11 protein-coding genes and 1 tRNA gene are annotated in these 16164 nt (G+C 42.3%); 2 read left to right on the forward strand and 10 right to left on the reverse strand.

Annotation, left to right across the window (positions count from 1 at the left end; genetic code table 11):
- The first annotated feature begins 2 nt into the window (after window positions 1–2).
- Window positions 3–827, forward strand: coding sequence for a 3-deoxy-8-phosphooctulonate synthase (gene kdsA, locus AB6811_RS11135; RefSeq protein ID WP_439655721.1), 825 nt, complete (start codon window positions 3–5; stop codon window positions 825–827).
- On the opposite strand, the gene AB6811_RS11140 is transcribed toward kdsA, so the two are convergent.
- The 4 genes from AB6811_RS11140 to AB6811_RS11155 all read right to left on the reverse strand — a co-directional run bounded on the left by AB6811_RS11140 (window position 814) and on the right by AB6811_RS11155 (window position 5481).
- A complete protein-coding gene (locus tag AB6811_RS11140; RefSeq protein WP_369490541.1) occupies window positions 814–2235 on the reverse strand; it encodes an ATP-binding protein in 1422 nt (473 codons plus the stop codon). The genes kdsA and AB6811_RS11140 overlap by 14 nt on opposite strands.
- A gap of 188 nt (window positions 2236–2423) precedes the next feature.
- Window positions 2424–3071: a porin family protein gene (locus AB6811_RS11145; protein ID WP_369490542.1), complete on the reverse strand. Its 648-nt coding sequence runs from the start codon at window positions 3069–3071 to the stop codon at window positions 2424–2426.
- Window positions 3072–3127: 56 nt separating this feature from the next.
- A complete protein-coding gene (gene cls / locus AB6811_RS11150; RefSeq protein ID WP_369490543.1) occupies window positions 3128–4603 on the reverse strand; it encodes a cardiolipin synthase in 1476 nt (491 codons plus the stop codon).
- Between the two features lie 50 nt (window positions 4604–4653).
- Entirely contained in the window at window positions 4654–5481 is an 828-nt protein-coding gene (locus AB6811_RS11155; RefSeq protein WP_369490544.1) for an SDR family oxidoreductase, read from the reverse strand.
- 224 nt (window positions 5482–5705) lie between these two features.
- Between AB6811_RS11155 and AB6811_RS11160 the strand changes: the two genes are divergently transcribed.
- Window positions 5706–5781 (forward strand) — tRNA-Lys (locus AB6811_RS11160).
- 280 nt (window positions 5782–6061) lie between these two features.
- On the opposite strand, the gene AB6811_RS11165 is transcribed toward AB6811_RS11160, so the two are convergent.
- The 6 genes from AB6811_RS11165 to AB6811_RS11190 form a co-directional block, all read right to left on the reverse strand.
- Complete coding sequence (locus tag AB6811_RS11165) at window positions 6062–8443, reverse strand: alpha-amylase family glycosyl hydrolase (RefSeq protein ID WP_369490545.1); 2382 nt, start codon at window positions 8441–8443, stop codon at window positions 6062–6064.
- A 20-nt stretch (window positions 8444–8463) separates the two neighbouring features.
- Window positions 8464–10287 carry a glycoside hydrolase family 13 protein gene (locus AB6811_RS11170; protein WP_369490546.1) on the reverse strand — a complete coding sequence of 608 codons (1824 nt, stop codon included), beginning with the start codon at window positions 10285–10287 and terminating at the stop codon, window positions 8464–8466.
- Window positions 10288–10465: 178 nt separating this feature from the next.
- Entirely contained in the window at window positions 10466–11530 is a 1065-nt protein-coding gene (fbaA, locus tag AB6811_RS11175; RefSeq protein ID WP_369490547.1) for a class II fructose-bisphosphate aldolase, read from the reverse strand.
- 49 nt (window positions 11531–11579) lie between these two features.
- Window positions 11580–13904 (reverse strand): glycoside hydrolase family 65 protein, encoded by a 2325-nt coding sequence (locus AB6811_RS11180; protein WP_369490548.1) that lies wholly within the window; start codon window positions 13902–13904, stop codon window positions 11580–11582.
- A 5-nt stretch (window positions 13905–13909) separates the two neighbouring features.
- The gene (gene pgmB / locus AB6811_RS11185; protein ID WP_369490549.1) at window positions 13910–14572 is read right to left on the reverse strand and encodes a beta-phosphoglucomutase; all 663 of its coding nucleotides are present in this window, start codon (window positions 14570–14572) and stop codon (window positions 13910–13912) included.
- A gap of 4 nt (window positions 14573–14576) precedes the next feature.
- Entirely contained in the window at window positions 14577–15905 is a 1329-nt protein-coding gene (locus AB6811_RS11190) for an MFS transporter (RefSeq protein WP_369490550.1), read from the reverse strand.
- Window positions 15906–16164 lie beyond the last annotated feature (259 nt).

The following is a 16164-nucleotide window of genomic DNA, read 5'->3' on the forward strand; positions in this document are numbered from 1 at the left end:
ATATGATCACTATTGCAAAGATTAAAGGAATTAAGCACATTGAATCCGGCAACTTTTTTTTGATGGCTGGACCTTGTGTAGTTGAAAGCCGCGATAACGTAATGAGGATTGCAGAAACTGTATCGAGCATCACAGACAAACTTAAAATCCCTTACATTTTTAAAGCCTCGTACCGCAAGGCAAACCGTTCAAGAATCGATTCATTTGCTGGTATTGGCGATGAAAAGGCACTGAAAATTCTAGGAGAAGTAAATGAGCGATTTGGCTTACCCATTGTTACAGACATTCATAGTGCTCCAGAAGCTGCCATGGCGGCTGAATATGTTGATATTCTTCAGATTCCGGCATTCCTATGCAGACAAACAGACCTACTGATTGCAGCAGCCCAAACAGGAAGGTTTGTAAATATCAAAAAAGGGCAATTTGTTTCCCCCGACTCCATGAAATTTGCAGCGCAAAAGGTTGTTGATTCAGGCAATACCAACGTTATTCTAACTGACAGAGGAACAATGTTTGGGTATCATGATCTAATAGTTGATTTTAGGGCCATACCAACCATGCGAGCATTTGGATTTCCTGTTGTTGTTGATGTTACCCACTCGCTTCAGCAACCAAACCAAACCACCGGGGTTACGGGTGGCAGGCCCGATATGATTGAAACCATTGCCCGTGCTGCCATTGCAACAGGAGCCGATGGGCTCTTTATGGAAACCCATTTTAACCCAGCCGAAGCATTATCGGATGGGGCAAACATGCTAAATATTAAGTACCTGGAAGGATTACTTGAGCGGCTAGTTGCAATCAGGCAAGTGGTTAAGAACTTTTAACGTGAACGTTTAGCAAATCGTTAATCTTTTTCTTTAGGAGGTGGGCGTTAATAGGCTTTGAAACATAGTCGTTACAGCCCACCTCAAAACATTTAAGATTATCGTGAGGCAGAGCGTATGCGGTTTGTGCAATAATTGGTAAATCAGGATAATTTTCTCTAATTCTTGAAGTTGCTTCATACCCATCAACTACAGGCATTTGAATGTCCATTAGAACAATATCAACCGGTGAACCATTGAGTACCATGGATACTGCTTCCTCGCCATTCCTTGCCCAAAGAATTTTGGCTTTTGTATCGGCTAGAACAGTGGAAAGGTATTTATAGTTGGTATCTATATCCTCAGCTATCAGGATAGTTACGCCCTCCCACTTATATTCAGGATTTTTGGCTTTGAAAATTACAGAACCATCGTTAACGCTCTTTGATTCGTGGTAAGGGAGGGAAAAGTGGAATGTAGTCCCCTGCCCGACTTCCGACTCAAACCAGATATCGCCACCGAGTAAATCAATGATATGTTTAGAAATGTACAACCCGATGCCAGTACCGCCGTATTTACGGGTTGACCCCTCCTGTACCTGACGGAACCTGTCGAAAATAATATCCTGCTTATCCTTTGGAATGCCAATTCCTGTATCCCTTACAAAAAATTCAATATTACTCTTATCCTCGTTAATCAGGTAACCAAACTCAACCGATCCTTTTTCAGTAAATTTCAGAGCATTACCAATAAGGTTAACCAGAACCTGACGTAAACGTTGGGCATCGGTGTATAGAATATTTGATTCATCGTCGTTCAGGTTGAGTAAGCGAATATTAATATGCTCTTTTTCCTGCTTGAACTTAATCTCGTTGAAAAATGTGTAAACCTCAAACATCAGGTTGTCGAGGTTACAGTCGGCAGGATTAACGGTTAGCTGTCCTGCATCAATCTTGGATAAATCGATAATATCATCTATGAGATTAACCAGCATCATGCCGTTATGGTAAATGATATCGATATACCTATCGCGCTTTTCCTGCGATTCCTCATTCTTTAGGAGTTGGGCAAATCCTAAAATGCCATTCATTGGGGTGCGAATCTCATGGCTCATATTGGCCAGGAAGTTTGATTTGAGGATATCGGCTTCCTCGGCCCTAATCTTGGCATTTTGGACTGCTGCTTCGAGTCGTTGTATCTCTAGATGTGCTTTTGCAAGTGTATCGGCCTGTTCATCGTTTTCAATTTGTAACTCTTTACATTGAATCTTTAACTTTTGAATCTCCTCCCTAAGCTGTTCAAGCAAAATCGAGTCGGATGAACTATTAACTGCATTTGCAGATAATTTTCTTTTAAGGTAATTGTGCGTAATGAAATATGTAGTGGCTGTTGAAAATAAAGCCACAAAGATTATAATACCGATACCCATTAAAACTGACATATTTTTTTTTACACGATTTCAAATATTCAAATTTTTAAATACAATTACAAAGATATTTGCCTAAAAAGCCTAAGAATTCCTTGAATAGATTTATAGTTTAAATAAACGACACGTTTTAAATGACAAAAGGTTTCCTTAGAATCATTCTAAAGAAACCTTCTGACATTAAATAAAGTCTAAAAGAAGAAGCCAACACTCATGATGATTTGTGGGTTGCGTTGATCGAATGAGTAGTCGGTACCACTCAAAGTGATGCCAGTCCCAAGTTTGCTGAGGTTGCCTTCGTATTTAAGGTCGAGGGTAAGGGTTTTAAGAATATCGAGCCCTACTCCTACCTGGTACCCAAAAGTTGCCGACCTGAAATTATTTTTCACTGTTTGGTTGGTCAAATCGGCTAATTTATCTTTAAGGCCATCGTTTTCAGAGATTAAGATTGTTGCAACCGGTCCAAGTCCAACCCTAGCAGGACCAAATTTCCATCCAACAATAACTGGAATATCGAACTTGTTGAACTTTTGCATTTCGTTGTAAACATCGTTTAGGGTAACATCCTTAAGCATAACCTCGCCCTGCGAGCGGGAAAAAAGCAGCTCGGGTTGAATAAAGAAACCCATAATTTGCACCCGGGCAAATAGCCCAGCGTGAAATCCAAGTTTAGCATCGCCCTGCTCCACAATGTATTGGTTTGCACCGTCGGTAATGGTTGCCTTACTAAACTTAACATTGGATGAGCTAATGCCGCCCTTAAGCCCCATTCTAAAGAACTGAGCGTTAGAGAACAGGGAAAGGCTTGTGAGTGCTAAAATAAAAAGTGTTCTTTTCATAGTAATTGAATTTAAAAAGGTTTAATGATCTACTATTATCAAATTGTGTGCTAGATTTAAAAGAGTGGACTAATTAATCGTGCCAGCGCTTCCTTGTAACTATTTTTCAGCGGACGTTTACTCCAGCTTTGGGGTGTAATAACCTGGCTTTGTACCAGGTTGGATAAGAAATTTTCCTCAAGCCTCTCAGTAACCTGATTATCGTAAATGAAAGCCGCCACCTCAAAGTTATCCTCAAAGCTGCGGATATCCATATTAGCCGACCCCACCATGGCCAGCTTACCATCAATCATCATCACCTTGGAGTGGTTAAAGCCATTTTGGTAAAGGTAAACCTTGATACCAGCCTCCAGTAGCTCGGAAACATAAGAGAGTGAACTCCAGTAAACAACGGTAGAATCGGATTTTCCGGGTAAAATAATCCTAACATCAATCCCACTTAGTGCTGCTGTTTTAAGGGCTGTTAGGATACTTTCGTTAGGTATAAAGTAAGGCGTAGATATGTAAATATGCTTATTGGCACGTGTTATGGCATGGAAAAAGGCTTGCATGATACTTGCCCAATCGGAATCGGGACCGCTTGTTACAATTTGTAAGGGATGGTAACTGGTAACGGTTGGCTGAGGAAAGTAAATATTACGCTCCCTTATGATTTTTCCAGTAACAAAGTACCAATCAATCAGAAAGATAACCTGAAGTGAATGAACTGCCTCACCCTCGATTTTCAACATGGTGTCGTACCACTGCCCAAGCCTTCGGGTACCCTCGATGTACCGGTCAGCAATATTCATTCCACCTAAATAACCAACTTTTCCATCGACCACTACTACTTTTCGATGGTTTCGGTAGTTTACCCTACTGGTAAGCAAGGGGAATCGAACCTCCATGAACGGATAGATCTCTATGCCAGCATCTTTTAGCTCCTTGACATACCTTTTGGGTAGGCTCCAACTGCCTACATCATCGAATAGTACTCTAACCTTAACGCCCTCTTTAGCCTTTGTTATCAGGATATTTTTAATTCGGTTACCAAGCTTATCGTCATTTATAATATAAAACTCGATATGAATGCTTGAAGTTGCTGAGTAAAGTGATTCTATTATGGAGTCGAAGGCTTGATTACCTGTCTGGAAAATCTCAACCTCATTCTTTTCAGTTAGCAGGGCCTTGCTGTTGTTGAGCAAAAGGGTGATAATACTTAAATGATCAGCAAGCTTATGGTGAATATCGGTTTTAGAGGAAAAACGGATAACTTGTTTATGGCTTAAATACTCTATTTGTTCAATATCCTGAATCTCTTTACGGCTAAACAGCTTTTCCTTTCTACGGTTTTGGCCAAATACGATATAAAGTAATAAACCAAGTATTGGTAATGTGATAAGAAGTAAAACCCAAGTGGACGTTTTAGCGGGATCGCGCTTTTCATGGATAATCATTGCGGCTGTAGAAAGCACGGTAATGATATAAACCGTCCATAGCAGCGTGGTTAGATGGTTTAAAAACGTTTCGTTTAGTATGTTCAAGACAACCATACCCAAATTTTTCTCTAATTAAGAAAAATTCGGGAAATTATGCAAATAACCTATTTAAAGGGCGAATTAGGCTCTTTTGCCATGTATCCGTATAGAAGCCGATCGATCACGGTGGGCAGAATGCGTTGGGCCAGTACCGATATTTTACCTTCGGTACCCATGATAATATTCCTACGGCGTTTAACAATTCCTTTAACAATTATTTTTGCTACCTCCTCGGGAGTCATCATGTTTTTCTCATCGCGAGGCGACATACCCTGAGGGGTACCATCGGCGGTTAAAGCCGAGAATCTGACGTTAGTAGCTGTAAACCCAGGAGCCGCAATCATTACATGCAAACCGTTCTTGAGATTTTCGATACGTAGGGTTTCCAGGAAACCATGCATTGCAAATTTTGATGCTGAATACCCACAACGGCCTGGTAATCCGTGGAATCCAGCAATGGAACTCACACCTACAACTGAACCTTTTGTCTCAAGCAAATAGGGTAATGCATACTTTGTACAGTAAACCGTACCCCAAAAATTTACATCCATGAGATGCCGAATAACTTTAAGGTCAACATCCTTAAAAAGGGCACGCATGGAAATGCCGGCGTTATTGATCAGAATATCGATTTGTCCGTACCTGCTTATGGCCTGTTCAATTAAATTTTTACAGTCACCCTCGCTGGTCACATCGGTTTTTACAGGCAGTACCTCTACCCCAACTGAGGATAGTTCAGATGCAATAACATTTAACTCATCGATGTTACGAGCGCCAATAACCAGCTTGGCGTTATACCTTGAAAACTCGTAGGCTAAAGCCTTTCCAATGCCCGATGATGCACCAGTAATAACAACTACTTTTCCCGTTAATTTTTTTAATGCCTTTGTCATGGTTATTTCAAATATTGTTCAGCTAATCTATTAAATAATGGCTTACATGAGTTTGAATTACTGTTAAAGTGTAACATTTAATCTTTTTAACATAATTCATCAATCTGATAATCAATGTATAGAACAATATTTACATTTGAAATGAAAGAAAAATTTGTATATTTTAGAGAAAGAGTCTATCTTTGCAACGCAAAAAACAAAAGTAGTTCTCAATAAAATAGGTAGATTCAGTAGCTCAGCAGGTAGAGCACATCCCTTTTAAGGATGGGGTCCTGGGTTCGAATCCCAGCTGAATCACCAAAAAGCCCGATGGAAACGTCGGGCTTTTGTATTAAGGATAAAGGATAAAGGATAAAGGATAAAGATAAAAGGGGAAAAAAAAGTTAAAGAGTGCCTCGTCCGGGAATTTACTTGTTTTGCACCTAATGTAAATCAAACCTTCGGCTTTTTTGATTCAATTAAAATAAACCCACAAGAAGTATCGTAAAGCAAAATCCTAAACACAACCTTTAGCTCTCCAAAAGTAAAAAAGGACGGATTATTGTTAATCCGACCTTTTAATTGTTAGAATTTCATTAGCCTAATTTATTCTGGATGTGAATACTTCGAAACTGTTTGGCTTAAGCGTAACTTCAAGTTTCCCGTTTTGGATTGAATATTTAGAATTGAAGTTTGGATATAATATGCTATCACTCATATATTCAGGTATTTGTAAGTCGATAACTTGTTCCTGGTTCGACTTGTTGAAGATTACAACTACAGTATTGTCAAAATATTTACGAACGTAAGCGTAAACATTATCGTTTACGAGGATGGTTTGGAATGAGCCGTAAACCAGAGCCAGGTTATTTCTGCGGATGTTTACAAGCTTTGTAACAGTTTCAAGGGTTTGTTGCTCAAGGGTTGATAATCCATCGAACTTCATCATGCGGCGGTTATCGGGGTCGTTGCCACCGGGCATCCCAAACTCGTCGCCGTAGTATATGGTTGGAACACCGGGAATGGTCATGTTGAATGCGTTAAGCATGCAGAGTTTAGCATAAGCAGTACTATCGCCAACGCCAATTTCGCGGGTCCAACCAGCCTTTTTGGCATCCTCACCGAAACGTAAGGCTCCACCGGCATAGGAAATAAAACGACCCCTATCCTGATTTCCTGAGATATAGCCCATAAGGTTAATCCAGCCAAAATAGCTGAATGTTTGGTGCAGTGCTCCATCAAGCTTAGTAAAGGGGTAGTCGTTGCGGGCAAAAGCGGCTACCGAGGCATCGTAAATGTTAAAATCGAACTGGGCGTCGAGCATGCCGCTGCCAATGTAGCTTGCAATGAGTTCGTGGCTGCCATAGGTTTCGCCAATCTGGTAAACCGGTTTATTGGGTAGGTTAAGCTTGATTTTTTGGGTAAGCCTACGCCAGAAATTCTCGTGAATATGTTTAGTGGCATCGTGGCGGAATCCATCGAGGTCGTAATGGGAAACCCAGAATAAAGCTGAGTCGGTCATGGGTTCATAAACCTCAGGACGTTCCAGGTCGAGCGTTGGAAGAAACGTATCGAACCAAGTTGTAAGGCGATACTCATCCCAGCGTTCGGTGTTTAGTGAACCATCGGGCAGGTAAAGCGATGTAGCCCAGTCGGGATGCTGCTTGTAAAGGGGATGCTCCTGGTGAACGTGGTTGGCCACGTAATCGAGTATAACGTTCATGTTTCGCTTATGGGCTTCAGCAATAAGCTCATTAAGTTCACTCTCAGTCCCAAACCTAAAGTCGACTTTGGAAGAAGAAACCGGCCAGTAGCCATGGTAGCCCGAAAATTTGGTGCGGGGTTGTGGATATAATCCCCATGCCCCTAAGGGGTTTTGAGTAATTGGTGAAAGCCATATAGTATTGATTCCCAGTTTGGTAAAATATCCATCCTTAACCTTTTGGGTAACGCCAGCCAGGTCGCCACCAAAGTAATTTGCCTTGGGGTGTATTTCGGGATCGTTCACCTTGAAATCGTTGGATGGGTTGCCGTTCTTAAAGCGGTCAACCAAAAGGAAATACATGATTTGAGTATGCTTATCGCTACGGGAAAGCTGCGATGGATTTATTACCACCCTATTTCCCTCAAGCGGTATAAGTAGATTGTTCGATTCCCCTTGCTGGTTGTAGGCCCAAATGCGTATATGGGATCGCTTGTAACCTCGGGCATTTTCAGGTATTGTTATTTCGTAAAATCCTTCCTTAGAGGTAATAAATTTATCATCCATTAAGTAATTCTGCCACAGCACAATAAACTTATCTATATTTCCTATCGCTTTAATAAACAATTTATTTCCATCCGTTGAGAATGGAACGAGTTTGGGTAGCTCCTCAGGATTTGTGTTGCCAACAACTAACACTGAGTTATACCCACCCATTCCATTATCTTCAAAAGTGGGGTTTGCTGGGTCAAGCATCCACTTGCCGTCAATAACAACCTGGTAATGGTATTTCCCCGGATTTAAAAGCTTAGTAGTTTTATAAACCTTTCCATCGAATGTAAGATTGGTAGAACTGGGATTCCAGTCGTTTATTTGCCCTGCAAGCTGAACGCTTTTTACCTTTTTCCCCTGAGGATCGAAGGTGAAGGTTACAGGAAGTTTACGATTTTTCCGAACCAATAAACAGTATTTATCGCCCTTAGCCCAGATAAAAATATATGAGAGCCATGGCAATGACTGATTGTCAGCTTTCAAAGTAAGGTATGCCTTACTATCGGAAATGCTATACTGAAAATGTGAGGGTATAGATACTGAATCAATCACCTGAGGATCAGGGAAGTAATCGGTTAGGTAAACCAATGTACTATCGCCAGCAAGCTGAATTACTGAAAGCAAATCATGAACTGCCGGGCTGGTAGTAGCATGTTCAATCCGTAAACTTTTTTGGCATGAACTTACTAAAAAGGTTACGGTAATCAATGCTAATAATCTGTATTTCATATACATAATATTTTAAAGATTTACTTCAACTCAATTATCATAGCCGAGCGGGGCGAAAGCTGAATCTTTGCAAGGTTTTCAACCTTATTTCCGGAAATAATATCAATTCCGCTCGTTTTGTTGGAAAGGAACTCAGCAAAGCGAGAGGTATCCAAAACCTTGGGTTGATAACCGTTATGAAGAATAACCATCACGGTTTGCTCTGAGTTATGGCGGAAATAAACATATACCTCATTCTCAGGGATAAAATGGGTTAATTTTCCGTTGTGAATGGCAGTAGCCGTTTTGCGCCAATTCAGGATGGTAGACATGTAGTTCCAGATTTCATTTTGGCGCTTTGTTCTACCCTCAGGGGTAAAAGCCGACTTGGAATCGGTTGGCCATCCGCCGGGAAAATCGCGGCGAATATCGCCATGCCCCTTGGCATCATCGCCGGGCAATAAAATCTCAGTTCCGTAGTAAATTTGAGGAATGCCACGTGTGGTAAGCAGGAATGCCATGGCGAGCTTTAAACGGCCTAATGCCTGAGAAGAATCGCGCTGGAAACGGCCGATATCGTGATTATCGGCAAAGATGAAAAGTTTATCGGGATTTGGGTAAACAAAGTCGTGGGCAATAATCTCGTAAAGGCGTGCCAGTCCCGTATCCCATCCATCCTTCTCATCAAATGCCTTGTGCATGGCAAACATCAGGGGGAAATCCATTACAATCTCTAGGTTCGAGTTATACCCATCGCGGTTTTTGGCATCCTTTTGCCAGTATGCCACCCAAGCAGGATAGTTTACCCAGGTTTCGCCAACAATGCTGAAGTTAGGATATTCATTCTGAACCGCAGCGCACCACTGGGCCATGAAATGCTTATCACAATAAGGATGGGTATCCATTCGGATGCCATCCAACCCGGCATACTCAATCCACCAGATACTGTTCTGTATTAGGTAGTTGGCAAGGTATGGGTTTCGCTGGTTAAGGTCGGGCATGTGGCCGTCGAACCAACCGTCGGCCATTAGGCTGCTATCGGCAACCGAAGCATGCGGGTCGAAGGTGGTAGGAATGCGGTAGTTTGTCCGTTTGTAATCGGGGTAAAGGTTGAACCAGTTCTTCATGGGCACATCCTTCATCCACCAGTGCTCACCCCCGCAGTGGTTGAAAACCATATCCTTAACTACCTTAATGCCCTGGGCGTGGGCTTTATCAATGAATTCCTTGTAAAGCTCATTGCTACCCAGGCGGGGGTCAACCCTGTAAAAATCGGTAATGGCATAGCCATGGTACGACCACGAAGGCTGGTTGCTCTCGAGCACAGGATTTAACCAAAGCGCTGTTACTCCCAGTTGTTTAAAATAGTCGAGGTGATTCAGAATACCCTGAATATCGCCGCCGTGACGGGCGTAAGGTTCATTGCGGTCAACCTTATCAGTATATCCGCTAACTTGGTCAATTGCAGGGTTTCCGTTGGAAAACCTGTCGGGGTAAACCAGGTAAACCACATCGGAATTATCAAAGCCTTTGCGGTTGGCTGAGCCAGCTTGACGGGCTTTAAGTTCGTAAGCATAAGTTAGTGGTTTACCCTTAGGAAAGGTAAACTTAATATCAATACTCCCTGGCTTGGCATCGGGTTTAACGGTTAGGTTGATGAAGATATAGTTTGGATTTTCAACCCTATCGATACCAACAAGATCGATATTGGGGTTGTTGATAGAAACCTGTGCCGAGGCAATATTTTTCCCGTAAACCAGAAGCTGAAGGTTTGGATTATTCATACCAACCCACCAGCAAGGGGGTTCGATACGCTCAACCGGTTTCTGAGCAAGTGATGTCATCACCACAAACATAGTAGACATCAGTAAAGATAAGAGGTTTTTAAACATGGTTATTGGTTTTTTTGAGTGATTTTTCCTGAAAACAAGAAGGGCTGTCAGGGAAACCCCCAACAGCCCAAATTCTAATAAATAACTATTTGGATATGAATACTTTTATTACCAGCTGGACAAAAATCCGGAATATGGAATAAGCTATTCATTACCCACGACCTATAGCATTAAGATCGGCAAAAGCTTCCTTGAGACGGGCAACAATTGACTCTTCGCCTTTGCGAAGCCAAACGCGAGGATCGTAATACTTCTTGTTGGGAGCATCTTCCCCTTCGGGATTCCCAATTTGACCCTGCAGGTAACCCTTCTTGGCCTCGTAATAGTTTTTGATGCCTTCCCAGAAAGCCCACTGCAAATCGGTATCAATATTCATCTTTATTACTCCATAGCTGATGGCCTCAGTAATTTTTTCCTTTTCGGAACCGCTACCACCATGGAATACAAAGTTTACAGGCTTATCGGCTGTAGCATATTTCTGCTTAATTAGCTCCTGTGAGTTCTTAAGGATAATTGGGTTAAGAACCACATTGCCGGGCTTGTAAACGCCATGCACATTTCCAAACGATGCTGCTATGGTGAAATTGGGGCTAATTTTCATCAGCTCCTCATATGCGTAAGCCACTTCCTCGGGTTGGGTGTATAATCTTGAGCTGTCAACACCAGTATTATCAACGCCATCCTCCTCGCCGCCAGTAACGCCAAGCTCAATTTCCAGGGTCATTCCCATTTTGGCCATTCGCTCCAGGTAACGCTTGCAGATTTCGATATTTTCATGAAGCGATTCCTCGGAAAGATCGAGCATGTGTGAGCTGAAAAGAGGTTTTCCTGTTTCGCGGAAATGTTTTTCGCCCGCATCGAGCAAGCCATCAATCCATGGAAGAAGTTTTTTGGCAGCGTGGTCGGTGTGAAGTACAACGGGAACACCATAGGCCTCGGCCAGCAAATGAACATGCTTAGCTCCGCTTATTGCCCCAAGTATACTAGCCTGTTGACCGTCGTTGGATAGCGATTTGCCTGCAATAAACGATGCCCCGCTGTTTGAAAACTGAATAATAACCGGTGAGCCCAACTCACGGGCGGTTTCCAGCACGGCATTCATTGTATTAGTTCCAGTAACGTTAACTGCAGGTAGAGCAAACTGCTCAGCCTTAGCAATTGCAAATAGTTCCTGTAACTCTTTTCCGGTTATTACGCCTGGTTTAAAACGTTTCATGATTTTGTAGTTTTAAGAAATACAACGCAAAGGTAATCTTTTTTCAGGCTTAGAAAATTTGTTTCTGAACCGGAACGCTTATTGAGCTGGAGGCAGGAACTGAATGCTCAACACCGTAAATCTTAAGGGTTATTGCATTCCCGCTTTCATTGTTAATGGTTATTTGTGAACTGGTTACCATTATCTTAAGAATGTTATCGCGGAACCAAACCTTAAAGCTATACGATTTCCACTTATCGGGAATAAGCGGGTTAAAAGTGAGCATGTTGTTTCGAACGCGCATTCCACCAAAACCTTCAACAATGGAAATCCAGGTGCCGGCCATACTGGTAATGTGGAGTCCCTCCTTAACCTCGCGGTTGTAATCGTCGAGATCGAGGCGAGCTGTTCGTAGGTAAAGCTCATAAGCTTTATCAACATTGCCTATACGAGATGCCAGAACGCTATGAACGCATGGTGAAAGCGATGATTCATGAACTGTTCGGGCCTCGTAAAACTCATAATTACGTTTAATGGTATCGGTATCGTACCTGTCCTCAAGGAAGTATAATCCCTGTAAAACATCGGCTTGCTTAATGAAGCAGGAACGCAGAATACGATCCCAACTCCATTTCTGATTTAACGGACGCTCCTTGGGATCAAGATCCTTAACAAGAATCTGCTCCTTGTCCATATACCCTTCCTGTTGCAGGAATATTCCTAACTTTTCATCAACAGGGAAGAACATATTGTTACGGATATCGCGCCACTTGGCTATCTCCTTAGATTCATCAAAATGGATTGATTTAGTCAACTCAGCATACTTGGATGGATCGGTTGATTTAACGTAAGATGCTACCTCCTCAGCATACTCCATGCACCAGCAAGCAATGGTTGAAGTGTACCAGTTGTTATTAACGTTATTCTCATACTCATTAGGGCCGGTAACACCCAGCATAACGTACTTACCCTTTTCCTGCGAGAAGTTCACACGCTGTGCCCAAAAACGAGCAATTGCAATGAGCACTTCAAGGCCAAAGTTTACCAAGTAACTTTTATCGCCTGTATAGCGAACGTAATTGTAAATTGCAAAAGCAATGGCACCATTACGATGAATCTCCTCAAAGGTAATTTCCCACTCGTTGTGGCACTCCTCACCGTTCATGGTAACCATTGGATAAAGGGCTGCACCATCGGTAAAGCCAAGTTTTTGTGCATTTTCAATAGCCTTTCCAAGTTGCTTGTAGCGGTAGAGCAGAAGTTGACGGGCAACCTTTTGACCGTGTGTAACCATATAGAAAGGTAAACAGTATGCCTCGGTATCCCAATAGGTTGATCCACCATACTTTTCACCTGTAAAGCCTTTTGGGCCAATGTTCAAGCGTTCATCCTTGCCCGTATAGGTTTGGCTGAGCTGGAAAATATTAAAGCGGATACCCTGCTGAGCAGCCACATCGCCCTCAATGGTGATATCGCTATGTTGCCAAATCTCAGTCCAAGCATTTCGCTGCTCATCAAGCATTTTATCGAAACCTTTCGATACGGCAGTATCGATAAGCTTTTCGAGAACCTTGGGAAAAGTTCCCTTCTCATGGTTCAGGCTTGAAATTACAGCAGCATACTTGTAGAGGGTTACCTCATCGCCAGCCTTTGCATTAATAGTAAACCTGTTGTCGACATACATAGCTGAGGTGTTTACTTGCGGCTGAACATTCTGATGCTGACCATTAACGTGTATAAAGTTACGCATGGCATGGCCAACGTGGAAATCGAGTTTTTTAGTACGGCTTACAATGTAGCTGAAAGCTGATGTGCCTTTAATATCGACCACTTCCCAGAACTTCTCGCCATAGTTGGAATCCTCATTGTGAACATCGGCATCGAGGTATGGGTGAACCTCGATATTAGCATCGGCATTAAGCGGTTTAACAGAGTAACGTATAGCGCCAAGTTCAGAATCGACCATACTTAAAAATCGTGTTGACTTAACGGCCAACTTTATACCGTTCTGTAGCTCGGCAATAAATGAACGTTCAAGGTATCCCTCCTTCATGTTGAGTACCCTACGGAAATCCTGAACTTTACACTTGGCCAGGTCGAGCTCCTCGCCGTTTACAATTACATTGATTCCAATCCAGTTGGTAGAGTTGATAACCTTGGCGAAATACTCAGGGTAGCCATTTTTCCACCAACCCACTCGGGTTTTATCGGGGTAGTAAACGCCACCTATGTAGCTTCCCTGAAGCGTGCTGCCGGTGAATTTCTCTTCAAAGTTAGCACGCTGTCCCATAGCACCATTTCCAATGCTGAAAATACTCTCCGAAGCGCGAGTATTTTCAGGAATAAATCCCTCTTCAATGATGCACCACTCGTCGTGTTTAAGATAAGGGTTCATATCGATTACTTTTTTAAGAATAGTTCAATTAATTTGCTATATGTAAAACCTTTAAGATTAGGCACAACCACATCGGCACGGTTCAGAATTTGAGGATTGCCAATACCAACAGTGCGCATACCTGCATTAATTGCAGCCTCAATACCGGCTTCGGCATCCTCAAATACAACACAAAACTCAGGATTTACCCCAAGCGATTTTGCAGCAACCAGGAAGATATCAGGTGCCGGTTTGGCTACTGTAACCGAGTTACCATCAATTACAGCATCGAAATGATTTTTTAAACCAATCCGTTCAAGGATAAGGGGCGAATTTTTGCTTGCAGAACCAAGAGAAACTTTTATGCCATTAGCCCTTAACTCTTCCAGCAATTCCTTTGCGCCAGGAAGAATCTCATCGGGGGTCATTCGTTCAATGTACTCCACGTACCAGGCATTTTTCTTGGCAGCCATTCGTTCCATTTCATCCAATGGAAACGACAAACCACCAACCTCCAGCAAAATTTCAAGGGAGCGCATACGGCTAACTCCTTTAAGGCGCTCGTTATGCTGCTCGGTAAACTCAAAGCCCAACTCCTGCGCAAGGCGCTTCCAAGCCAAGTAGTGATACTTTGCAGTATCGACCACTACCCCATCTAAATCGAAAATACAAGCCTTAATCTCATTCATCGGGTTAAGCCTTTTTCTCTTTAACAAAAAGAATAGCGCTTGCCGAAGCTAAAAGCATCGATAAACCAGCAAGAACTATCATATAGATTGCCTTTTCGTTGAAAACAAATTTGAGAATAGTTCCAAGCAGTAAACCACTTACAATTTGCGGTACTACCACGGTTATGTTGAAAATGCCCATATACACTCCCATTCTATCGGCTGGTAGCGAACGCGCAAGAATTGCGTAAGGCATAGCCAGAATGGCAGCCCAAGCAATTCCAACACCTACCATTGAAAGAATAAGAGCATATTGACCGGTAAATATGTACATCGATAAATAGCCTAACGCGCCAAAAAGAAGCGAAATGGAATAGGTTTTTACTCTACCCAAGCGATTAGCTATCTTGTCGAGGAAAATGGCAAAAATGGCCGCAAAAACGCTATATAATCCAAAAAGAACCCCTACCCAGTTAGCCGCTTCGTTATACTCAGGAGAGGTGGAATCGCCAATGGCTGTTCCCCAAATATGCTGGGCTACGGCTGGTGTTGTATAAACCCACATGGCAAACAGAGCAAACCAAGAAAAGAACTGAACAATGGCTAGTTTGCCCATTATACCCGGCATTGATGTTAAAGTTTGCCAGAAACTTTTTTTCTCAGCTTCAACAACAACGCTATCGGATTGGTTGTACTGTTTAAACTCATCGGGGTTATATTCCTTGGTTGTGAACACAGTCCACAAAACCGATATCAACAGAATAGAACCACCAATATAAAACGACCAAACCACTGAAGGGGGAACTTGTCCCTCAGGAGCGGTATTACCCACTCCAAGCAAATTAGTGAGGACGAAAGGTAGGAAAGAACCAATAACAGCACCCAGATTGATAAGCAGGGTTTGAATTGAATAACCAGTATTAGTTTGCTCATCGGGGGTCATGTCGGCAACCAAAGAGCGAAAAGGCTGGAAAGTAACGTTGAACGAAGCATCCATTAATGCCAGCATTATTGCTCCAAAAATTACAGGAGGCAGAATGGCTATTGCAATATGTGAGTTAGGCATAAAAAACATTCCTAATGAAGCTGCAATAGCACCTCCAAAAATAAAAGGCTTACGGCGCCCCATTCTAGTCCAAGTCCTATCGCTCGCTGCTCCTACCCATGGCTGAATGATTAGCCCCATGATTGGTGCTACAAGCCAGAAAAAAGAGAGGTGATGTAGGTCAGCGCCATAGTTTGATAGTATGCGTGAAACATTGGCATTTTGCAGGGCAAAACCTGCCTGAACCCCTAAAAAGCCAAAGCTAAGGTTCCAAATTTGCCAAAAGCTGAGTTTAGGTTTCTTTGCCATAAAGCTATTTTTAGTTTTCAAGGTGTCCAAAATTAAAGTAAAAAAATCTTAAAAAAAACATAACACAAAGTTAAAACCCTTGTGAAATAAGGGTTTCAGAACATGAAAGAGGCATTTCAATCGTTTACGAAGGGTTGAAGAAATATTTCAAAAATTTTCAATACTGAAACCCTTGAACATCAGGAAAACCGCGTAAAATCAACCGTAAACGTTTGCGGTAAATTTATCGATGGGTGTGTTTTGATATTGAATTTAAATG

The organism is Tenuifilum sp. 4138str (assembly GCF_041102575.1).
GTDB classification, from domain to species: domain Bacteria; phylum Bacteroidota; class Bacteroidia; order Bacteroidales; family Tenuifilaceae; genus Tenuifilum; species Tenuifilum osseticum.

What these genes read in the sequence shown, in the direction of transcription:
- kdsA (WP_439655721.1), top strand. Translation starts at nt 3, where the DNA reads ATGATCACTATTGCAAAGATTAAAGGAATTAAGCACATTGAATCCGGC.
- AB6811_RS11140 (WP_369490541.1), bottom strand. Translation starts at nt 2,235, where the DNA reads ATGGGTATCGGTATTATAATCTTTGTGGCTTTATTTTCAACAGCCACT.
- AB6811_RS11145 (WP_369490542.1), bottom strand. Translation starts at nt 3,071, where the DNA reads ATGAAAAGAACACTTTTTATTTTAGCACTCACAAGCCTTTCCCTGTTC.
- cls (WP_369490543.1), bottom strand. Translation starts at nt 4,603, where the DNA reads ATGGTTGTCTTGAACATACTAAACGAAACGTTTTTAAACCATCTAACC.
- AB6811_RS11155 (WP_369490544.1), bottom strand. Translation starts at nt 5,481, where the DNA reads ATGACAAAGGCATTAAAAAAATTAACGGGAAAAGTAGTTGTTATTACT.
- AB6811_RS11165 (WP_369490545.1), bottom strand. Translation starts at nt 8,443, where the DNA reads ATGAAATACAGATTATTAGCATTGATTACCGTAACCTTTTTAGTAAGT.
- AB6811_RS11170 (WP_369490546.1), bottom strand. Translation starts at nt 10,287, where the DNA reads ATGTCTACTATGTTTGTGGTGATGACATCACTTGCTCAGAAACCGGTT.
- fbaA (WP_369490547.1), bottom strand. Translation starts at nt 11,530, where the DNA reads ATGAAACGTTTTAAACCAGGCGTAATAACCGGAAAAGAGTTACAGGAA.
- AB6811_RS11180 (WP_369490548.1), bottom strand. Translation starts at nt 13,904, where the DNA reads ATGAACCCTTATCTTAAACACGACGAGTGGTGCATCATTGAAGAGGGA.
- pgmB (WP_369490549.1), bottom strand. Translation starts at nt 14,572, where the DNA reads ATGAATGAGATTAAGGCTTGTATTTTCGATTTAGATGGGGTAGTGGTC.
- AB6811_RS11190 (WP_369490550.1), bottom strand. Translation starts at nt 15,905, where the DNA reads ATGGCAAAGAAACCTAAACTCAGCTTTTGGCAAATTTGGAACCTTAGC.